This is a genomic window from Pseudomonas sp. UM16 (assembly GCF_050312595.1).
Lineage (GTDB): Bacteria > Pseudomonadota > Gammaproteobacteria > Pseudomonadales > Pseudomonadaceae > Aquipseudomonas.
Genome location: NZ_JBNPJT010000004.1, coordinates 195,140 through 216,741, shown reverse-complemented (window position 1 = coordinate 216,741; position 21,602 = coordinate 195,140). Strand labels below are relative to the sequence as shown.

Annotated in this window: 18 protein-coding genes; all 18 read left to right on the top strand. The window is 59.6% G+C overall.

All coding sequences use genetic code 11. The features are described from left to right. Positions 1 to 122: 122 nt before the first annotated feature. A complete protein-coding gene (pyrH, locus tag ACQRAX_RS06410) occupies positions 123 to 866 on the top strand; it encodes a UMP kinase (protein WP_045189662.1) in 744 nt (247 codons plus the stop codon). After that, the gene (gene frr, locus ACQRAX_RS06405; protein WP_412037920.1) at positions 863 to 1,420 is read left to right on the top strand and encodes a ribosome recycling factor; all 558 of its coding nucleotides are present in this window, start codon (positions 863 to 865) and stop codon (positions 1,418 to 1,420) included. The genes pyrH and frr overlap by 4 nt, the downstream gene beginning before the upstream one ends. A gap of 18 nt (positions 1,421 to 1,438) precedes the next feature. Beyond that, positions 1,439 to 2,194, top strand: coding sequence for a polyprenyl diphosphate synthase (gene uppS, locus ACQRAX_RS06400; protein WP_045189664.1), 756 nt, complete (start codon positions 1,439 to 1,441; stop codon positions 2,192 to 2,194). Further along, positions 2,194 to 3,009, top strand: a complete 816-nt coding sequence (locus ACQRAX_RS06395) for a phosphatidate cytidylyltransferase (RefSeq protein ID WP_412037921.1) — start codon at positions 2,194 to 2,196, stop codon at positions 3,007 to 3,009. Before uppS ends, ACQRAX_RS06395 begins: the two co-directional genes overlap by 1 nt. After that, on the top strand, positions 3,006 to 4,196 hold the full coding sequence (gene ispC / locus ACQRAX_RS06390) for a 1-deoxy-D-xylulose-5-phosphate reductoisomerase (protein ID WP_412037922.1): 1,191 nt from the start codon (positions 3,006 to 3,008) through the stop codon (positions 4,194 to 4,196). The genes ACQRAX_RS06395 and ispC overlap by 4 nt, the downstream gene beginning before the upstream one ends. Before the next feature lie 42 nt (positions 4,197 to 4,238). Further along, the gene (gene rseP / locus ACQRAX_RS06385; RefSeq protein ID WP_412037923.1) at positions 4,239 to 5,591 is read left to right on the top strand and encodes an RIP metalloprotease RseP; all 1,353 of its coding nucleotides are present in this window, start codon (positions 4,239 to 4,241) and stop codon (positions 5,589 to 5,591) included. Positions 5,592 to 5,665: 74 nt separating this feature from the next. Beyond that, positions 5,666 to 8,014 carry an outer membrane protein assembly factor BamA gene (gene bamA, locus ACQRAX_RS06380; protein WP_412037924.1) on the top strand — a complete coding sequence of 783 codons (2,349 nt, stop codon included), beginning with the start codon at positions 5,666 to 5,668 and terminating at the stop codon, positions 8,012 to 8,014. Between the two features lie 44 nt (positions 8,015 to 8,058). After that, positions 8,059 to 8,562, top strand: a complete 504-nt coding sequence (locus ACQRAX_RS06375) for an OmpH family outer membrane protein (protein ID WP_038996736.1) — start codon at positions 8,059 to 8,061, stop codon at positions 8,560 to 8,562. After that, positions 8,559 to 9,620, top strand: a complete 1,062-nt coding sequence (gene lpxD, locus ACQRAX_RS06370; RefSeq protein ID WP_412037925.1) for a UDP-3-O-(3-hydroxymyristoyl)glucosamine N-acyltransferase — start codon at positions 8,559 to 8,561, stop codon at positions 9,618 to 9,620. Before ACQRAX_RS06375 ends, lpxD begins: the two co-directional genes overlap by 4 nt. 110 nt (positions 9,621 to 9,730) lie before the next feature. Beyond that, positions 9,731 to 10,171 (top strand): 3-hydroxyacyl-ACP dehydratase FabZ, encoded by a 441-nt coding sequence (gene fabZ, locus ACQRAX_RS06365; protein WP_038613986.1) that lies wholly within the window; start codon positions 9,731 to 9,733, stop codon positions 10,169 to 10,171. Further along, a complete protein-coding gene (gene lpxA, locus ACQRAX_RS06360; RefSeq protein ID WP_045189682.1) occupies positions 10,168 to 10,944 on the top strand; it encodes an acyl-ACP--UDP-N-acetylglucosamine O-acyltransferase in 777 nt (258 codons plus the stop codon). Before fabZ ends, lpxA begins: the two co-directional genes overlap by 4 nt. 1 nt (position 10,945) lies before the next feature. Further along, positions 10,946 to 12,073, top strand: coding sequence for a lipid-A-disaccharide synthase (gene lpxB / locus ACQRAX_RS06355; protein WP_412037926.1), 1,128 nt, complete (start codon positions 10,946 to 10,948; stop codon positions 12,071 to 12,073). Next, the gene (gene rnhB / locus ACQRAX_RS06350) at positions 12,074 to 12,703 is read left to right on the top strand and encodes a ribonuclease HII (RefSeq protein WP_412037927.1); all 630 of its coding nucleotides are present in this window, start codon (positions 12,074 to 12,076) and stop codon (positions 12,701 to 12,703) included. Between the two features lie 108 nt (positions 12,704 to 12,811). After that, positions 12,812 to 16,333, top strand: coding sequence for a DNA polymerase III subunit alpha (dnaE, locus tag ACQRAX_RS06345; protein WP_412037928.1), 3,522 nt, complete (start codon positions 12,812 to 12,814; stop codon positions 16,331 to 16,333). A 98-nt stretch (positions 16,334 to 16,431) separates the two neighbouring features. Beyond that, on the top strand, positions 16,432 to 17,379 hold the full coding sequence (locus tag ACQRAX_RS06340) for an acetyl-CoA carboxylase carboxyltransferase subunit alpha (RefSeq protein ID WP_412037929.1): 948 nt from the start codon (positions 16,432 to 16,434) through the stop codon (positions 17,377 to 17,379). A gap of 80 nt (positions 17,380 to 17,459) precedes the next feature. Beyond that, entirely contained in the window at positions 17,460 to 18,743 is a 1,284-nt protein-coding gene (gene tilS / locus ACQRAX_RS06335; RefSeq protein ID WP_412037930.1) for a tRNA lysidine(34) synthetase TilS, read from the top strand. Positions 18,744 to 19,014: 271 nt separating this feature from the next. Next, positions 19,015 to 20,643, top strand: coding sequence for a CTP synthase (locus ACQRAX_RS06330; protein ID WP_412037931.1), 1,629 nt, complete (start codon positions 19,015 to 19,017; stop codon positions 20,641 to 20,643). A 3-nt stretch (positions 20,644 to 20,646) separates the two neighbouring features. Then, positions 20,647 to 21,492, top strand: coding sequence for a 3-deoxy-8-phosphooctulonate synthase (gene kdsA, locus ACQRAX_RS06325; protein WP_412037932.1), 846 nt, complete (start codon positions 20,647 to 20,649; stop codon positions 21,490 to 21,492). The last annotated feature ends 110 nt before the right edge of the window (positions 21,493 to 21,602 follow it).

Below are 21,602 nucleotides of genomic sequence, written 5' to 3'. Positions count from 1 at the left end.
CAAAGCGGGAGCGGTTTACAAGACTGCCTTTCGCTGGCGCAGTAGCTGCGCCACGCTTAGAGTTACGCGCAGGCTGAAAACAGCCCGCCAGATTTTTACAAACGCCGCAGGAGAGATTCGCAATGGCTCAGCAGAGCAGTGGCTATCAAGCTCGCTATAAACGCATTCTACTCAAACTTAGCGGCGAGGCCCTGATGGGCTCGGAAGAGTTCGGGATCGACCCCAAGGTCCTGGATCGCATGGCGCTGGAAGTCGGCCAATTGGTCGGTATTGGTGTTCAGGTCGGCCTGGTAATCGGTGGTGGCAACCTGTTCCGTGGCGCGGCACTCAGTGCAGCGGGCATGGATCGCGTCACCGGTGACCACATGGGTATGCTGGCCACGGTAATGAATGGCCTGGCCATGCGTGACGCCCTGGAGCGTGCGAACATTACCGCTATCGTCATGTCGGCTATCTCCATGGTTGGTGTGACCGATCATTACGATCGTCGCAAGGCCATGCGTCATTTGAACGCCAAAGAAGTCGTGATCTTCGCTGCCGGCACCGGCAACCCGTTCTTTACCACCGATTCTGCCGCATGCCTGCGCGCCATCGAAATCGATGCCGACGTGGTATTGAAGGCAACCAAGGTCGATGGTGTATACACTGCAGATCCATTCAAAGACCCGCATGCCGAGAAGTTCGATCATCTGACTTACGATGAAGTGCTGGATCGCAAGCTGGGCGTGATGGACCTGACGGCAATTTGCTTGTGCCGCGATCACAAGATGCCGCTGCGCGTCTTCAACATGAACAAGCCTGGCGCCCTGCTGAATATCGTGCATGGTGGCGCTGAAGGAACTCTGATCGAGGAAGTTCAAAAATGATCAACGAAATCAAGAAAGACGCTCAAGAGCGCATGCAGAAATCGCTGGAGTCCCTGGCGCACGCATTCAGCCGAATTCGTACCGGCCAGGCGCACCCTAGCGTTCTGGAAGGCGTCATGGTGCCTTACTACGGTACCGACACGCCAATCAAGCAAGTGGCCAACATCACCGTGAAAGATGCCCGTACCCTGCAGGTCGTGGCATTCGAGCGCAACATGCTGGGTGCTGTCGACAAGGCTATTGGTAGTGCGGGTCTAAACCTCAATCCGACCAACCTCGGCGAGTTGCTGCTGATTTCCATGCCTGCGCTGACCGAAGAAACCCGCAAGGGCTTCACCAAACAGGCGCGTGATGCCGCTGAAGATGGCCGTATTGCCGTGCGCAATATCCGTCGTGATGCGCTGAGCCAGCTCAAGGATCTGGTCAAGGAGAAGGAAATCAGCGAAGACGACGAGCGTCGTGCTGCCGACGAAATCCAGAAGCTGACTGACAAGTTTGTGGCTGAGATCGAAGTTGCCGTCAAGCAGAAAGAAAAGGACCTGATGGCCGTTTAAGGGTCGGGACTTTTTTTAATGGAAAAGACCAAACAGGGTGTGTCCCCATCGGTGCCGCGCCATGTCGCGATCATCATGGATGGGAATAATCGCTGGGCGAAGAAGCGCCTGTTGCCCGGAGTTGCCGGGCACAAGGCAGGCGTCGACGCCGTGCGCGCGGTCATTGAGGTGTGCGCTGAGGCCAAGGTCGAGGTCCTGACCCTGTTCGCCTTCTCCAGTGAAAACTGGCAGCGCCCAGCCGAAGAGGTTGGTGCCTTGATGGAGTTGTTCTTGTCGGCCTTGCGCCGTGAGGCCAAACGCCTCAATGACAACAACATCAGCCTGCGCATCATCGGTGATCGCTCACGCTTCCATCCTGAGCTGCAGGCCTCCATGCGTGAGGCCGAGGCGCTGACGGCCGGGAGCAATCGCTTCATCCTGCAGATTGCCGCCAACTATGGTGGCCAGTGGGATATCGCCCAGGCCGCCCAGCGCCTGGCGCGTGAGGTTCAGGCCGGCCACCTGCGTCCGGACGACATTACCCCCGAGCTGTTGCAGACTTGCCTGGCAACAGGCGACCTGCCGCTGCCCGATCTGTGCATCCGTACCGGTGGTGAGCACCGCATCAGCAATTTCCTGTTGTGGCAGCTGGCCTACGCCGAGCTCTACTTCTCCGACCTGTTCTGGCCGGACTTCAAACACGAGGCCATGCGCACAGCGTTGGCCGATTACGCTTCGCGCCAGCGCCGCTTCGGGAAAACCAGCGAGCAGGTCGAAGCTGGAGCCCGTGCTTAATGCTTAAACAACGCATCATCACTGCGCTGATCCTGTTGCCGATCGCCTTGGGCGGTTTCTTCTTGCTCGATGGCGGCGATTTCGCCCTGTTCATCGGCCTGGTGGTCACCCTCGGTGCCTGGGAATGGGCGCGCCTGGCAGGCCTGGTGGCGCAAACCGTTCGCGTGGCCTATGCCGCTGTGGTGGCCGGGTTATTGATGCTGCTCTACCTGATGCCGGACCTGGCGCCTTGGGTGCTTGGTGCTTCGGTGTTGTGGTGGGGTGTGGCGACCTGGCTGGTATTGACCTATCCGCGTACCAGTGCGCTGTGGTCCAGCGTTGCCTGCCGTTTACTGATCGGCCTGCTGATCCTGTTGCCAGCCTGGCAAGGTCTGGTGCTGCTCAAGCACTGGCCTTTGGGTAATTGGCTGATCATGGCGGTAATGGTACTGGTCTGGGGTGCTGACATCGGTGCGTACTTCTCCGGACGGGCCTTCGGCAAGCGCAAGCTGGCGTCGCAGGTGAGCCCTGGCAAGAGCTGGGAGGGCGTTTACGGCGGCCTGGCGCTGAGCCTGGTGATTACCCTGGTTGTCGGCTTGAGCCGTGGCTGGAGTGTCGCAGAGCTGTTGCTGGGTCTGTTGGGCGCTGCCGTGGTGGTGCTAGTGTCGGTGGTTGGCGATCTGACCGAAAGCATGTTCAAGCGCCGATCCGGGATCAAGGACAGCAGCAACCTGCTGCCAGGTCACGGTGGCGTACTGGACCGCATCGACAGCCTGACCGCTGCCATACCTTTGTTTGCTGTGCTGCTCTGGGCAGCCAACTGGGGCGTGATGTGAGCGGCGTGCAGCGCATTACCGTACTGGGTGCCACCGGTTCGATCGGGATGAGCACCCTGGATGTGATTGCTCGCCATCCCGAGCGTTACCAGGTGTTCGCCCTGAGCGGTTACTCACGTTTGGAGCAGTTGTTGGCGTTATGCCTGCGTCATGCGCCAGCCTTTGCCGTAGTGCCCTCGGCTGAGGCGGCTGTGCAGCTGCGCGCAGGCCTGGTCGCTGCCGGTTCAGCAACTGAAGTGCTCGAAGGTGAGGGCGGCTTGTGCCAAGTCGCCGCAGCCCCTGAAGTCGACGCCGTGATGGCCGCGATTGTCGGCGCGGCGGGCTTGCGCCCGACCCTGGCGGCGGTTGAGGCGGGCAAGAAGGTGCTGTTGGCCAACAAAGAGGCGCTGGTGATGTCCGGTGCCCTGTTCATGCAGGCGGTGCAGCGCAGCGGTGCTGTGCTGTTGCCGATCGACAGCGAACACAACGCGATCTTCCAGTGCTTGCCCGGTGATTATGCGCGTGGCCTGTCGCAGGTAGGTGTGCGACGCATTTTGCTCACCGCGTCCGGTGGGCCGTTTCGCGAAACGCCATTGGCCGAACTGGCCACGGTCAGCCCGGAGCAGGCCTGCGCGCATCCGAACTGGTCCATGGGCCGCAAAATCTCGGTTGATTCGGCCAGCATGATGAACAAGGGGTTGGAGCTGATCGAAGCCTGCTGGTTGTTCGATGCGCGCCCAAGTCAGGTCGAGGTGGTTGTGCACCCGCAAAGTGTGATCCACTCGCTGGTCGATTATATCGATGGTTCAGTGTTGGCCCAGTTGGGCAATCCAGACATGCGTACACCCATTGCCAATGCCCTGGCCTGGCCGCAGCGAATCGATTCCGGCGTGGCGCCGCTTGATTTGTTTGCGATTGCCCGCCTGGACTTTCAGGCGCCGGATGAACAGCGTTTTCCGTGCCTGCGTTTGGCGCGCCAGGCTGCCGAGGCTGGCAACAGCGCACCGGCGATGCTCAATGCGGCAAACGAAGTGGCGGTGGAGGCATTTCTCCAGCGGCGGATTCGCTTCCCGGAGATCGCGAGTATGATCGAGACAGTGCTCGACCAGGAACCGGTCGTCGCAGTGCAGACGCTTGACGCGGTATTTACTGCCGATCAGCGTGCCCGGCAGTTGGCCGGGCAGTGGTTGAACCATCACGGGCGCTGAAGCCAGGCGCCCGGCTGGGCTGAACGTCATTCGGAGAAAGATATGAGTGCGCTCTACATGATTATCGGCACCCTGGTGGCATTGGGTGTGCTGGTCACCTTTCACGAATTCGGTCACTTTTGGGTGGCCCGGCGTTGTGGCGTCAAGGTTTTGCGTTTTTCCGTAGGCTTTGGCATGCCGTTGCTGCGCTGGCACGACCGTCAGGGTACCGAGTTTGTGGTGGCAGCCATCCCGCTGGGCGGATACGTCAAGATGCTCGATGAGCGCGAAGGTGAAGTACCGCTTGATCAGATCGAGCAATCGTTCAATCGCAAATCGGTGCGTCAACGTATTGCGATCGTCGCCGCAGGGCCTGTGGCCAACTTTTTGTTGGCCATTCTGTTTTTCTGGGTGCTGGCAATGGTCGGTACTCAGCAGGAGCGTCCGGTTATTGGCGCGGTCGAGGCTGGTAGTGTAGCCGAGGCGGCAGGTCTGAAAGCGGGCCAGGAAATTGTATCCATCGATGGCAAAGCGACCAGTGGTTGGTCCGCAGTCAATTTGCAGTTGATTCGGCGTTTGGGTGAAAGCGGTCAGTTGCACATCAGTGTGCGCGAAGAGGGTGCGACTGTTGACAGTCCGCATGTATTGACCCTGGATAACTGGCTCAAAGGCGCTGACGAGCCTGATCCGATTCGCTCTTTGGGCTTGCGTCTGTGGCGCCCCGCATTGCCGCCGGTGCTGGCGGAGTTGGACCCCAAGGGGCCGGCCAAGGCCGCAGGGCTGCAGCCCGGTGATCGCCTGTTGAGCCTGGATGGCAAATCGCTCAACGACTGGCAGCAGGTGGTGGACACCGTCCGTGGTCGTGCGGGTAACAAGATCGTTCTGCAGGTCGAGCGCAGCGGGGCGACCCTTGAGGTACCCGTTACCCTGGCCACACGTGGCGAAGGCAAGTCAGCGAGTGGTTACCTCGGAGCTGGCGTAAAGCCAGTGAAGTGGCCTGATGCCATGCTCCGGGAAGTCAGCTATGGGCCGTTGGAGGCCGTAGGCGAGGGGCTTTCGCGGACCTGGAACATGAGTGTCCTGACCCTAGAATCGTTGAAGAAAATGCTGTTCGGCGAGCTCTCGGTAAAAAACTTGAGCGGACCGATAACCATTGCTAAAGTGGCGGGCGCTTCAGCCCAGTCCGGCGTTGGGGATTTCCTGAATTTCCTCGCCTACTTGAGCATTAGCCTGGGGGTTCTTAATTTGCTGCCCATTCCAGTACTGGATGGGGGGCATTTGCTGTTCTACCTGATCGAATGGGCGCGTGGTCGTCCGCTTTCGGATCGGGTGCAAGGTTGGGGGATCCAGATCGGTATCAGTTTGGTAGTCGGGGTGATGTTGCTTGCCCTGATAAACGATTTGGGTCGACTGTAAAGCTTCGCTCAATTGCGAACCTGCCGCGTCCCGCGGCGGGTCGTTTATTGCCAGTTGGAATAAGAAAGGACTTCATGAAACGTCTGCTGCTAACTGCGGTTCTCGCCGTACTGATGATCGCTGAAGTTCACGCCGAGTCCTTCACCATCTCCGATATTCGTGTCAATGGTCTGCAGCGGGTTTCCGCGGGCAGCGTTTTCGGTGCTTTGCCATTGAATGTCGGCGATGAGGCCGATGACCGTCGCCTGGTGGATTCCACCCGTGCGCTGTTCAAGACCGGTTTCTTCCAGGATATCCAACTGGGCCGTGACGGCAACGTCCTGATCATTACGGTGGTCGAGCGTCCTTCGGTGTCGAGCATCGAAATCGAAGGCAACAAGGCCATCAGCACCGAAGACCTGATGAAAGGTCTTAAACAGTCTGGCCTGTCTGAAGGCGAGATCTTCCAGCGCGCCACCCTTGAAGGTGTGCGTAACGAACTGCAACGTCAGTACGTGGCCCAAGGTCGTTACTCGGCCGAGGTCGACACTGAAGTCGTGCCGCAGCCGCGTAACCGCGTCGGCCTGAAGATCAAGATCAATGAAGGTACCGTTGCCGCCATCCAGCACATCAACGTGGTGGGCAATACCGTCTTCCCTGAAGAAGACCTGGTCGGCCTGTTCGAACTGAAGACCACCAACTGGCTGTCGTTCTTCAAGAACGATGACAAATATGCCCGTGAGAAGCTGTCCGGTGACTTGGAGCGTCTGCGTTCCTACTACTTGGACCGCGGCTACATCAACATGGACATCGCCTCCACCCAGGTGTCGATCACCCCGGACAAGAAGCACGTCTATATCACAGTCAACGTCAACGAAGGCGAGAAGTACACCGTTCGTGACGTAAAACTGTCCGGTGACCTCAAGGTGCCGGAAGACCAGATCAAGTCGCTGATGCTGGTACAACCGGGTCAAGTGTTCTCGCGTAAAGTGATGACCACCACCTCCGAGCTGATCACCCGTCGTCTGGGCAACGAAGGCTACACCTTCGCCAACGTCAACGGCGTGCCACAGCCGAATGACCAAGACCATACCGTCGACATCATGTTTGTTGTCGATCCAGGCAAGCGTGCCTACGTCAACCGCATCAACTTCCGTGGCAACACCAAGTCTGAAGACGAAGTGCTGCGCCGTGAGATGCGTCAGATGGAAGGTGGCTGGGCATCGACCTACCTGATCGATCAGTCCAAAACCCGCCTGGAGCGTCTTGGCTTCTTCAAGGAAGTCAACGTCGAGACCCCGGCTGTTCCGGGTACCGATGACCAGGTTGACGTTAACTACAGTGTTGAAGAACAAGCGTCCGGTTCGATCACCGCCAGCGTCGGTTTCGCCCAGAGCGCCGGTCTGATCCTCGGCGGTTCGATCAGCCAGAGTAACTTCCTCGGTACCGGTAACAAGGTTTCCCTCGGCCTGACCCGCAGTGAATACCAGAGCCGTTACAACTTCGGTTATGTTGACCCCTACTGGACGGCCGATGGCGTCAGCCTGGGTTACAACGCCTTCTATCGCACCACTGACTACGACGACCTCGACGTTGACGTTGCCAGCTATGCGGTTGACAGCCTGGGTGCCGGTGTCAGCGTCGGTTACCCGATCAGCGAAACCTCGCGCCTGACCTTCGGCCTGACCGTACAACAGGACGAGATCAAGACCGGTCAGTACACCGTCGACGAGATCTTCGACTTCGTTAACGAAGAAGGTGACAAGTACCTGAACTTCAAGGCCTCCGCCGGCTGGTCCGAGTCGACCCTGAACAAGGGTGTTCTGGCTACCCGTGGCCATTCCCAGAGCCTGGTGCTTGAAACCACCACGCCGGGCAGCGACCTGTCGTTCTTCAAGCTCGACTACCGTGGCCAGCTATTCAAGCCAATCACCAACGACTACACCCTGCGTCTGCACACTGAGTTGGGCTATGGTGACGGTTTCGGCGGCACTTCCGGCCTGCCGTTCTACGAGAACTACTATGCCGGTGGTTTCAACTCGGTTCGTGGCTTCAAGGACAGTAGCCTGGGTCCACGCAGCACCCCGAGTACCGGTAAGAACCCTGGCACTATCGCCGACCCGGATCAGGATCCACTGCCGTTCGGTGGTAACGTTCTGGTCCAGGGTGGTGTCGAGCTGCTGTTCCCGCTGCCGTTCGTCAAAGACCAGCGCTCGCTGCGCACCTCGGTATTCTGGGATGTGGGTAACGTATTCGATACCAACTGCGGTTCCAAGCCTGATTGCGAAGACGTCGGCCTGTCGGGTCTGGCCAGCTCCGTTGGTCTGGGCGTGACCTGGATTACCGCGCTCGGTCCGTTGAGCTTCAGCCTGGCGATGCCGGTGAAGAAGCCGGACGAAGCCGATACCCAGGTGTTCCAATTCTCTCTGGGCCAGACCTTCTAAGGTCTGCCCCTTGCTAACGACAACGGATTCTGTAGGAGTACATCGTGCGTAAGTTGACTCAACTGGCAGTACTGGCTGCGACCCTGATCGCAACCCCGGCTTTCGCCGAAATGAAAGTTGCCGTCCTGAACTATCAGATGGCCCTGCTGGAATCGGACGCGGCGAAGAAGTACGCCGTTGATGCCGAGAAGAAGTTCGGCCCGCAGCTGACCAAATTGAAGAACCTGGAAAGCAGCGCCAAGGGCATTGCTGACCGCATCCGTGCTGGTGGCGACAAGATGGCCCAGCCAGAGCGCGAGCGTCTGGAGCTTGAATACAAGCAGAAAGCCCGTGACTTCCAGTTCCAGTCCAAGGAGCTGAACGAGTCCAAGGCTGTGGCTGACCGCGAAATGCTCAAGCAACTCAAGCCCAAGCTTGATGGCGCCGTTGAAGAAGTGATCAAGAAGGGCGGCTTTGACCTGGTGCTCGAGCGTGGCGCGGTGATTGATGTCAAACCTCAGTACGACATCACTCGCCAAGTCATCGAGCGCATGAACCAGTCCCGTTGAACATGACTGCGACCATGAAACTCGGCCAGCTGGCCGAGTTCCTCGGCGCCACCTTACGTGGCCCCGAGGAGCTGGAAATCACTGGCCTGGCAACCCTTCAGGAAGCCGGGCCGGGGCAATTGAGCTTTCTGGCCAATCCGCAGTACCGCAAGTACCTCGGCGACAGCCACGCGGCTGCGATCCTGCTTAAAGCCGCCGATGCTGAAGGCTTTACCGGTAACGCGTTGATTGTCCCTGATCCGTACCTCGCTTACGCGCGCATCTCCCACCTGTTCGATCCAAAGCCCAAGGCTGTAGCGGGAATTCATCCCAGCGCCGTGGTAGCTGCCGATGCCCAGGTCGATGCCAGCGCCAGCGTCGGTGCCTGCGCGGTGATCGAAAGCGGTGCCCAGATCGGCCCAGGTGTCACCATCGGTGCCCAGTGCTTTATCGGCGCCCGTTGCGTGATCGGTGAGGGCGGCTGGTTGGCCCCGCGGGTGACCCTGTATCACGATGTGCGCATCGGTAAGCGTGTGGTTATTCAGTCGGGCGCGGTGATCGGTGGCGAAGGCTTCGGCTTTGCCAACGAAAAAGGCGTTTGGCAGAAGATCGCCCAGATTGGTGGCGTCAGTATCGGTGACGATGTCGAAATCGGTGTCAATACCGCTGTCGACCGCGGTGCCCTGGCTGACACCCGTATCGGCGATGGCGTCAAGCTCGACAACCAGATCCAGATCGCTCATAACGTACACATTGGTGATCACACGGCGATGGCGGCCTGTGTCGGCATTTCTGGCAGTACCAAGATCGGCAAGCATTGCACCATCGCCGGCGGCGTTGGCATGGTGGGGCATATTGATGTCTGCGACGGCGTTTTCGTATCCGGCATGACCATGGTCACGCGCTCGATCACCGAGCCAGGGGCTTATTCTTCCGGTACGGCGATGCAGCCGCTGGGCGAGTGGCGCAAAAGTGCCGCACGGATTCGCCAGCTCGACGAGATGGCGAAGCGCCTTCAACAGTTGGAAAAGCGTGTCGAGGTCGTGACCTCAGGCAGCCAGCCTTCATCAGAAGGCTGATACCATTTCCTGATCGAGAGTGTATAGCCCCAGGCTGACTCTTTGATTTGCAAAAGGAGCGCCTGGCAAAAGCGGGCGCTCCCTATCTTTACTACAGGCTTCCCCCCGAAATGATGGACATCAACGAGATTCGCGAATACCTGCCTCACCGTTACCCGTTCCTGTTAGTGGACCGGGTAGTGGACCTGGACGTCGAGGCCCAGCGCATTCGTGCCTACAAGAATGTCAGCATCAACGAACCTTTCTTCAATGGTCACTTCCCGGCGCACCCGATCATGCCGGGCGTGCTGATCATCGAAGCCATGGCCCAGGCGGCCGGTATCCTTGGCTTCAAGATGCTCGACGTGAAACCTGCGGACGGTACGCTGTACTACTTCGTCGGTTCCGATAAGCTGCGTTTCCGCCAACCGGTATTGCCGGGCGACCAACTGATCCTCGAAGCCAAGTTCATCAGCTGCAAGCGCCAGATCTGGAAGTTCGAATGCCAGGCGTCGGTCGACGGCAAGCCAGTGTGCTCAGCCGAGATCATCTGCGCGGAACGTAAACTATGAGTTTGATTGACCCTCGGGCGATCATCGATCCGTCGGCGAAAATCGCCGACGGCGTCGAGGTTGGCCCTTGGTCTATCGTCGGTGCTGGTGTCGAGATCGGCGAGGGGACCGTTATCGGTCCACACGTGATCCTCAAGGGGCCGACCCGTATTGGTCGGCACAATCGTATCTACCAGTTCTCCTCGGTAGGCGAAGACACCCCGGACCTGAAGTACAAGGGTGAACCTACGCGCCTGGTAATCGGTGACCACAATGTCATCCGTGAAGGTGTGACCATTCACCGAGGCACCGTGCAGGATCGCTCGGAAACCACCTTGGGCGATCACAACTTGATCATGGCCTACGCTCACATCGGTCATGACAGTGTTATCGGTAATCACTGCATCCTGGTTAACAACACCGCGTTGGCCGGGCATGTGCACGTCGATGACTGGGCAATTCTCTCCGGTTTTACCTTGGTCCATCAGTTCTGCCATATCGGCGCCCACAGCTTTTCCGGCATGGGCACTGCCATCGGCAAGGATGTACCTGCGTATGTAACAGTATTCGGCAATCCGGCCGAAGCGCGCAGCATGAACTTCGAAGGCATGCGCCGTCGTGGTTTCAGTGAAGAAGCCATTCACGCCTTGCGCCGTGCCTACAAGGTGGTCTATCGCCAGGGGCTTACCGTCGAACAGGCGATTGCCGAACTGACCGAGCCCGCCGCCCAGTTCCCTGAAGTCGATGTGTTCCTCAAGTCGATTCAGAACTCCACCCGCGGCATCACGCGCTGACATGGCGGAACTCTGTGTAGCGTTGGTGGCTGGTGAGGCCAGTGGCGATATTCTCGGCGCCGGATTGATGCGGGCCCTCAAGGCGCGTCACCCTCAGGTGCGTTTCATTGGCGTCGGTGGGCCACTGATGCAGGCCGAAGGCCTGGTGTCCTACTTCCCCATGGAGCGCCTGGCGGTGATGGGCCTGGTCGAGGTGCTGGGACGTCTGCGTGAGCTGCTCAAGCGGCGCAAGGCATTGATCCAGACTTTGACCGAGGCGCGCCCGGATGTATTCATCGGCATTGATGCGCCTGACTTCACCCTCAATATTGAATTGAACCTGCGCAAGGCCGGGATCAAGACCGTGCACTACGTCAGTCCCTCGGTCTGGGCCTGGCGGCAGAAGCGCGTGCTGAAGATCCGCGAAGGCTGCGACCTGATGCTGACGCTGTTTCCCTTCGAGGCCAAGTTCTACGAAGAGAAGGGCGTGCCAGTGCGTTTTGTTGGCCACCCGCTGGCCGATACCATCGCCCTCGAAGCTGATCGTCGTGTTGCCCGTGAGCAACTCGGATTGGCTGACGGGCCACTGGTGGCGTTGATGCCTGGCAGCCGTGGTGGCGAAGTAGGGCGTTTGGGCGCGTTGTTCCTCGACACTGCCCAGCGCTTGCGTGAGCTGGTGCCGGGCGTGCGCTTCATCAGCCCGTGTGCCAATGCCGAGCGCCGTGCCCAGCTGGAGCAGATGCTCGAAGGACGTGACTTGCCACTGACGCTGCTCGACGGCCAATCGCATCAAGCCCTGGCGGCTTGCGATGCGGTATTGATTGCCTCGGGCACGGCAACCCTGGAAGCACTGCTGTTCAAGCGGCCGATGGTGGTCGCCTACCGTTTGGCACCGCTGACTTACTGGATTCTCAAACGTCTGGTCAAAAGCCCTTACGTGTCCCTGCCCAATCTGCTGGCCCAGCGCATGCTGGTGCCTGAGTTGCTGCAGGAAGCTGCCACTCCCGAAGCCTTGGCTCAGACGCTGGCGCCACTGGTCGAGGGCGGTGTGCAGCAGACTGAAGGCTTTGACCAGATTCACCGTACCCTGCGCCGCGATGCCTCGAACCAGGCAGCCGAAGCGGTGCTGGCTTTGCTGGAAACCCGATAGATGCAAATGGGACTGGACTTCAACCTGGTCGAGGACCTGGTCGCCGGCGTCGACGAAGTCGGCCGTGGCCCGCTGTGCGGTGCAGTAGTAACGGCGGCGGTGATTCTCGATCCGCAGCGGCCGATTCTTGGCCTGAACGACTCAAAAAAGCTCACTGAAGCGCGTCGCGAAAAACTGTTTGATGAGATCTGCGAGAAAGCGTTGAGCTTCTGCATCGCGCGCGCCGAAGTCGAGGAAATCGACGAGCTGAATATCCTGCATGCCACCATGTTGGCCATGCAACGTGCGGTCGAAGGACTGAGCGTGACGCCGAAACTGGCACTGATTGACGGTAACCGCTGCCCTAAACTGTCGGTGCCCTCGGCACCTGTGGTCAAAGGTGATAGCCAGGTGCCAGCCATCGCTGCGGCTTCAATCCTGGCCAAAGTCACCCGGGACCGGGAAATGGCCGCATTCGAGTTGATCTATCCGGGTTATGGCATCGGTGGGCACAAGGGTTATCCGACCCCGGTGCACCTCGAAGCTCTGGCGCGACTGGGGCCGACACCGATTCACCGACGCTCGTTCGCGCCGGTGCGTGCTGCGTTTGAAGCCCGCGACCCCCAGGGTTTTGGCTTCGCCGAAGCCTGACCGCTGTGGGCAAGTGTCAGCAGTCAGGTTTGCCCTGCGCTGGCTGATGTTTTGATCAAGGCCCGGTACAATCCGGGCCTTGTTGTTTTGTGCTGCTATAGGATCATCATGTCGGCTTCTTTCGTTCATCTTCGCCTGCACACTGAATTCTCCCTGGTCGATGGCCTGGTGCGGATCAAGCCGCTGGCCAAGGCATTGGCCTCGATGAACATGCCGGCCGTAGCGGTCACTGACCAGAGCAACATGTGCTCGCTGGTCAAGTTCTACAAGAACGCCATGGGTTCGGGCATCAAGCCGATCTGTGGCGCCGACCTGTGGCTGGCCAACCGCGACCCGGACGCACCGCTGTCGCGCATCTGCTTTCTGGCTATGGATGCCAAGGGGTATCGCAATCTCACCGAGTTGATTTCTCGTGGCTGGGTTGAAGGCCAGCGCAACGGCCTGGTGGTCATCGAGCGTGACTGGATACCTGCAGCCAGCGAAGGGCTGATCGCGCTTTCGGCAGCCAAAGAAGGCGATATCGGCCAGGCGTTGCTCAACGGCAACCCGAATGAAGCCCAAGCCTTGCTGCAAGACTGGATGGCGATGTTCCCCGATCGCTTCTACGTCGAGGTGCAGCGGACCAACCGCGCCGGCGACGAAGAGTACTTGCACGCTGCAGTAGCCTTGGCCGACAAGTTCAATGCACCGCTGGTGGCGACCAATGATGTGCGTTTCATCAAGCAGTCGGACTACGACGCCCATGAAACGCGCGTGTGCATCGGCGAAGGCCGCGCCCTGGACGATCCACGGCGCTCGCGTAACTACAGCGACCAGCAATACCTGAAAAGCCCGGAAGAAATGGCCGAGCTGTTCAGTGACCTGCCTGATGCGGTGGCCAACACCGTGGAAATCGCCAAACGCTGCAACATCCAGGTACAGCTGGGCAAGCACTTCCTGCCAGACTTCCCGACCCCCAACGGTATGGGCATCGACGATTACCTTCGGCATGTCTCCCATGAGGGCCTGGAGGAGCGACTGGCGGTGCTGTGGCCGAAAGAGACCACACCCAACTACGAAGAAAAGCGCCAGGTGTACCTCGACCGCTTGAAGTTCGAGCTGGATATCATCATCCAGATGGGCTTCCCCGGTTACTTCCTGATCGTTATGGACTTCATCAAGTGGGCCAAGAACAACGGCGTGCCGGTTGGCCCAGGCCGGGGTTCGGGTGCCGGCTCGCTGGTCGCTTACGTGCTGAAGATTACCGACCTCGATCCGCTGGCCTATGACTTGCTGTTCGAACGTTTCCTCAACCCGGAACGGGTTTCCATGCCCGACTTTGACGTCGACTTCTGCATGGATGGTCGCGACCGCGTCATTGAATACGTGGCCGATGCCTACGGCCGCAACGCGGTCAGCCAGATCATCACCTTCGGCACCATGGCCGCCAAGGCGGTGGTGCGTGACGTGGCGCGGGTCCAGGGTAAGTCCTACGGCCTGGCTGATCGCCTGTCGAAGATGATTCCGTTCGAAGTCGGCATGACCCTGGAGAAGGCCTACGAGCAGGAGGAGATGCTCCGCGATTTCCTCAAGACCGATGAGGATGCCAAGGAAATCTGGGACATGGCCCTCAAGCTTGAGGGTGTCTGTCGTGGTACCGGTAAGCACGCCGGTGGTGTGGTAATCGCGCCGACCAAGCTAACCGACTTCTCGCCGATCGCCTGTGATGAAGAGGGCGGCGGCCTGGTCACCCAGTTCGATAAGGATGACGTCGAAGCTGCAGGCCTGGTGAAGTTCGACTTCCTCGGCTTGCGGACCCTGACCATCATCAAGTGGGCGATGGAGACCATCAACCGCGAGCAGGCCAAGAAGGGCCTGGATGACCTCAATATCGATTTCATCCCGCTGGATGACAAGAAAACCTACGACCTGCTGCAAAAGGCCGAAACCACGGCGGTATTCCAGCTTGAGTCACGGGGCATGAAAGAGCTGATCAAAAAGCTCAAGCCCGACTGCCTGGAAGACCTGATCGCCCTGGTGGCGCTGTTCCGTCCCGGCCCGCTGCAATCGGGCATGGTTGACGACTTCATTAACCGTAAGCATGGTCGCGCCGAGCTTGCCTATCCGCACTCGGACTACCAGTACGAAGGCCTTAAGCCGGTACTGGCGCCGACTTACGGCATCATCCTGTACCAGGAACAGGTGATGCAGATTGCCCAGGTAATGGCCGGCTACACCCTCGGTGGTGCAGACATGCTGCGCCGGGCCATGGGTAAGAAAAAACCCGAGGAGATGGCCAAGCAGCGTGGCGGTTTCATTGAAGGTTGTGCCAGCAACAACATTGATCCGGACCTGGCAGGTAACATCTTTGACCTGGTAGAGAAATTCGCCGGATACGGCTTCAACAAGTCTCACTCTGCCGCCTATGGCCTGGTGTCTTATCAGACTGCCTGGCTGAAAACCCACTTCCCGGCGCCGTTCATGGCCGCGGTACTGTCGGCGGACATGCACAACACCGACAAGGTCGTGACCCTGATCGAGGAAGTGCGCAGCATGAAGCTGCGTCTCGATGCGCCGGATGTGAACACCTCTGACTTCAAGTTCACGGTCAACGATGACGGTCGTATTGTTTATGGCCTGGGTGCGATCAAGGGCGTGGGCGAGGGGCCGGTAGAGGCCATCGTCGACGCACGCAAGGTCGGCCCGTTCAAGGACCTGTTCGACTTCTGTGAGCGTGTTGACCTTAAGCGCATCAACAAACGTACCCTCGATGCGTTGATTCGCAGCGGTGCCCTGGACCGCCTGGGGCCTTACTTCCATGACGAGCTCAAGGCCTACCAGGCCAATATCGATCGCAACCGCGCGGTATTGCTGGCGGCGATGGAAGAAGCAATCAAAGCCGCCGAGCAAACGGCGCGGACCGCAGACAGTGGCCATGCTGACCTGTTCGGCGGGCTGTTCGTCGAAGAGGACGCCGATGTCTATGCCAACCACCGCGCGGCGCGTGAGCTGACCCTCAAAGAGCGTCTGCGTGGCGAAAAAGACACCCTCGGCCTGTACCTGACCGGACACCCGATCGATGAGTACGAAGGCGAAATCCGCCGCTTTGCCCGCCAGCGCATCATTGACCTGAAGCCCGCCCGCGACACCCAGACCGTGGCCGGCATGATTATCGCCCTGCGGGTAATGAAGAACAAAAAGGGCGACAAGATGGGATTTGTCACCCTCGACGACCGTTCTGGGCGTATCGAGGCCTCGCTGTTCGCCGATGCCTTCATGGCTGCCCAGGCGCTGCTGCAGACCGACGCGATGGTGGTGGTCGAAGGCGAGGTCAGTAACGATGACTTCTCCGGCGGCCTGCGCCTGCGGGTCAAGCGCGTCATGAGCATGGAAGATGCCCGTACCAACCTGGCTGAAAGCCTGCGCCTGAAGGTGCATACCGATGCCCTCAAGGGTGACCGTCTGAACTGGCTGGGCGAATTGTTCAAGCGCCATCGGGGTGCCTGTCCGATTACCATGGAGTACACCGGCAGTGATGCCAAGGCGATGCTGCAGTTTGGCGAAAGCTGGCGAATCGACCCGGCAGATGGCCTGATTCAGGCACTGCGTGACCAGTTCGGGCGTGAGAACGTCTTTTTGCAATATCGATGAATTTTTAATCTCGACCTGAATGCGCCTGATCCCTTAAGGTAGGGCGCCAAACGGATCAACCGGCCGGCCGCCTGGCCGTAGACCCAAGACGGATGCCTATGAACCCGAATTTTCTGGATTTCGAACAGCCGATTGCTGACCTGCAAGCCAAGATCGAAGAGCTGCGCCTGGTCGGCAATGACAACTCGCTGAACATCGGCGATGAAATCGCCCGTCTGCAAGACAAAAGCAGCACCCTGACCGAAAGCATTTTCAGTAACCTGACCAGCTGGCAGATTGCGCGTCTGGCGCGTCACCCACGTCGTCCGTACACCCTGGACTACATCAATCACCTGTTCACCGAGTTCGACGAACTGCACGGCGACCGTCACTTCTCCGATGACGCCGCTATCGTCGGCGGTATCGCCCGTCTGGACGACCAACCGGTGATGGTCATCGGGCACCAGAAAGGCCGTGAAGTGCGCGAAAAAGTGCGCCGTAACTTCGGTATGCCGCGCCCTGAAGGCTATCGCAAGGCGTGCCGCCTGATGGAAATGGCTGAGCGCTTCAAGATGCCGATCCTGACCTTCATCGATACTCCCGGTGCGTATCCAGGTATCGACGCCGAAGAGCGCAACCAGAGCGAAGCGATTGCCTGGAACCTGCGGGTCATGGCGCGCCTGAAAACCCCGATCATTGCCACCGTTATCGGTGAGGGTGGTTCCGGTGGTGCACTGGCCATTGGTGTTTGCGACCAACTGAACATGCTGCAGTACTCCACGTATTCGGTGATCTCGCCGGAAGGTTGCGCCTCGATTCTGTGGAAGACCGCCGAAAAGGCCTCCGATGCAGCCGAAGCCATGGGTATCACCGCTGAGCGCCTGAAAGGCCTGGGTATTGTTGACAAGGTCATCGCCGAACCGCTGGGCGGCGCCCACCGTGACCCGGCGACCATGTCGGCGAACATCCGTGGCGAGTTGATCGAACAGCTGGACATGCTCAAGACGTTCGACAACGATGCGCTGCTCAAGCGCCGCTATGACCGCCTGATGAGCTACGGGCTGTAATCTGAGATCAGTTGGCGATGGCTGCGTTGCAGCCATCGCCAGCGATCGAGTGCGTAGCGCTCGTCAATGAGGGCCCGCTGATGCTCGATCTCTACCCCAGACTGACGCCCTGGCTCACGGCCCCTTCCTGGTGTGTCGCCCTCTCTGGCGGTCTGGACTCCACAGTCCTTTTGCACCTACTGGCAAATCTGCCGCACAAGCCCCCCCTTCGCGCTATCCACATCCACCACGGCCTGCAGGCTGCGGCTGACGCCTGGCCGGCACATTGCCAGCGCCTGTGTGACGATCTGGAAGTTGAGCTGCAGATCATCTGCGTCCAGGTCGCCGCTGGTGCCAGCCTTGAGCAGGGCGCCCGCGAGGCGCGTTACGCGGCCTTCGCTGACGCCCTGCGCCCGGAGGAAGTCCTACTGACCGGGCAGCACCGCGAAGATCAGGCCGAGACCTTGTTGTTTCGACTCTTGCGCGGTGCCGGTGTGCGTGGCTTGGCAGCGATGCCGGGCCAGCGTGCGTTGGGGCAGGGGATGTTGTTGCGGCCTTTGCTTGATGTCTCACGCGAGGCGCTGGAGGCCTACGCTCAGGCGCAGCAGCTAACCTGGGTCGAGGATCCCTCCAATGGCGATACCCAATATTCGCGTAACTACCTGCGCCATCAGGTCTTCCCGCTATTGCGCCAGCGCTGGCCGCAAACTGCTCAGAACCTGGCGCGCACGGCTGAGCACCTGAGCGAGGCCCAGGGCCTGCTGGATGAGTTGGCGGTACAGGATCTGGCGCAGGCATCGACGCCGAACGGGTTTGATTGGCTGACGCTGGCCTCATTGGAGCTTTCGGTATTGCGCGAGCTGTCCCCGCCGCGTCAGCGCAACGCCTTGCAGTACTGGTTGGCCAGCCGCACCCGCCTGCCAGACGCACGGCACTGGGCCGGCTGGGAGGACTTGCGCGATGCCGCAAGCGACGGACGGCCATGCTGGCGCCTGACCGACGGTGAGCTGCACCGCGCCAACGGGCGCATTTGGTGGCTGACCGACGACTGGCTCCGCGTTCCCGTCGCGCAGGCCTGGGACGACCCGGCACAACCACTGTTGTTGCCGGGCAATGGCAGCCTGCGGTTGAGCGGCATGATGACGCAGGGGCCGTTGCGCGTCGCCTATCGCCAAGGTGGGGAGAGCCTGCACGTTGCCGGGCGTGGTCGTCGTGATCTCAAGCGCTTGCTCAATGAATTGCAGGTGCCAGCGTTTGTCCGTTCGCGCCTGCCGTTGCTCTACTGTGACCAGCAACTGATGGCTGTGGCCAACCTGCCGCAACTGAGCCAAGGCGACTGGCAATTACACTGGTGTGTACCGACGAGCGCGCAAGGTTTGAGATGAAAGGCACATTCGGGTAGACTACGCTCCCTTCTTGATACAACTTCTGTGGCTTCCCCGAAATCACAGCAGTTGCCGATTACCAAGCAGTTTTTTGCTGGGCGATTCTAAAAATGTTTAGCGAGCTCCTAACCGGGTTTTCAACCCCCGGTGTGTCCAGACGCGGCAGTTTTTTAAGATGCACTGTGATTGACGCAGGTGATCGGGGGCTTCGGCCTTCCTTCGCTTTCCCCGGCGGCACTGACCGCTTTAACGCAGACTTCTAGGGTTTTTCATGACGCGCTACATATTCGTCACGGGCGGTGTTGTTTCTTCATTGGGGAAAGGCATTGCCTCGGCTTCATTGGCGGCCATCCTGGAGGCGCGGGGGCTCAAGGTCACCATGCTCAAGCTTGACCCGTACATCAACGTCGACCCGGGCACCATGAGCCCGTTCCAGCACGGTGAAGTGTTCGTCACCCACGACGGCGCCGAAACCGACCTGGACCTGGGCCACTACGAGCGGTTCATCCGCACGACCATGACCCAGAACAACAACTTCACCACCGGCCGTATCTACGAGCACGTGCTGCGCAAAGAGCGCCGTGGTGATTACCTGGGCGCGACCATTCAGGTCATTCCGCACATCACCGACGAAATCAAGCGCCGCATCATCAAGGGTGCTGGCGATGCCGACGTGGCCCTGGTGGAAATCGGCGGTACCGTGGGTGACATCGAGTCGCAGCCGTTCCTCGAGGCGATCCGCCAGCTGCGTGTTGAAGTCGGTTCCAAGCGTGCCATGTTGATGCACTTGACCCTGGTGCCGTATATCGCCACTGCTGGCGAGACCAAAACCAAGCCGACCCAACACTCGGTCAAGGAGCTGCGCTCCATTGGCCTGCAGCCGGACGTGCTGATCTGCCGCTCCGACCACCCGGTCGATGTCTCCTCGCGCCGCAAAATCGCCCTGTTCACCAACGTTGAAGAGCGTGCGGTGATCTCCCTGGAAGACGTCGACACCATCTACAAGATCCCGGCCGTGCTGCACGCTCAGGGTCTGGATGACTTCGTCGTCGAGCGCTTTGGCCTGCAGTGCAATGGCGCTGACCTGTCCGAGTGGGAAAAGGTCGTCGACGCCAAGCTCAATCCAGAGCACGAAGTGACCATCGCCATGGTCGGCAAGTACATGGAACTGCTGGACGCCTACAAGTCGCTGATCGAAGCGATGAGCCACGCTGGCATCCAGAACCGCACCAAGGTCAACCTGCGCTATATCGATTCCGAAGACATCGAGAACCAGGGCACCAGCCTGCTCGAAGGCGCTGATGCCATCCTCGTCCCGGGCGGCTTCGGTCTGCGTGGTGTCGAAGGCAAGATCACTGCCGTGCAGTACGCTCGTGAGAACAAGGTTCCATACCTGGGTATCTGCCTGGGCATGCAAGTGGCGGTCATCGAATTCGCCCGTAACGTCATGGGCTGGAAAGATGCCAACTCCACCGAGTTCGATCGCAACAGCGGTCACCCGGTCGTTGGCCTGATCACCGAGTGGGAAGATGCTACCGGCGCGGTCGAAACCCGTACCGAGGCTTCTGATCTGGGCGGCACCATGCGTCTGGGTGCTCAGGAATGCCAGCTGCAAAGCGGTTCCAAGGTCCATGACTGCTACGCCAAGGATGTGATTGTCGAGCGTCATCGTCATCGCTACGAAGTGAACAACAAGCTGCTGCCACAACTGATGGACGCCGGCCTGAAGGTTTCCGGTCGTTCCGGTGACGGCGCGCTGGTCGAAGTGGTCGAGTCCCAGGATCATCCGTGGTTCGTCGCTTGCCAGTTCCACCCTGAGTTCACCTCGACCCCGCGTGACGGTCATCCGCTGTTCAGCGGTTTCGTCAAGGCGGCATTGGCTCAAAAGAACAAGGCCTGATACATGACCCAGAAGATCATTCGCGTCGGTAACATCGAGATCGCCAACGACAAGCCGTTCGTCCTGTTCGGCGGCATGAACGTGCTGGAGTCCCGTGACCTGGCCATGAAGGTCTGCGAAGAGTACGTGCGGGTTACCGAGAAACTCGGTATCCCTTACGTGTTCAAGGCCAGCTTCGACAAAGCCAACCGCTCGTCGATCACCTCTTACCGTGGTCCAGGCCTGGAAGAGGGGATGAAGATCTTTGAAGAGATCAAGCGCACCTTCAATGTTCCGCTGATCACCGATGTTCACGAACCGCACCAAGCGCAAGCTGTGGCTGAGGTCTGTGACATCATCCAGCTGCCGGCTTTCCTGTCGCGTCAGACTGATCTGGTGGTGGCCATGGCCAAGACCGGCGCGGTGATCAACATCAAAAAGGCCCAGTTCCTCGCACCCCAGGAAATGAAACACATCCTGACCAAGTGCGAAGAGGCCGGTAACGATCAGTTGATCCTCTGCGAGCGTGGTTCGAGCTTCGGCTACAACAACCTGGTGGTCGACATGCTCGGTTTCGGCCTGATGAAGCAGTTCGAGTACCCCGTGTTCTTCGACGTGACCCATTCCCTGCAGATGCCAGGTGGTCGCGCCGATTCCGCTGGCGGTCGCCGTGCCCAGGTCACCGATCTGGCCAAGGCCGGCCTGAGCCAGGGCCTGGCCGGGCTTTTCCTTGAAGCCCACCCAGACCCGGACAACGCCAAGTGCGACGGTCCATGCGCCCTGCGCCTGGACAAACTGGAGCCATTCCTGGCCCAGCTCAAGCAACTGGACGATCTGGTGAAGAGTTTTCCGACGGTAGAAACCGCGTAACACTCAATTCTCCGGTAAAGTACCGCCCGTTCATCCCCTGACCCTCGGGTCAGGGGCTTGTCCGCGTCAGGCCTGCCCGTGTGCCAACCGCCTGTGACGGACCCGGTTTT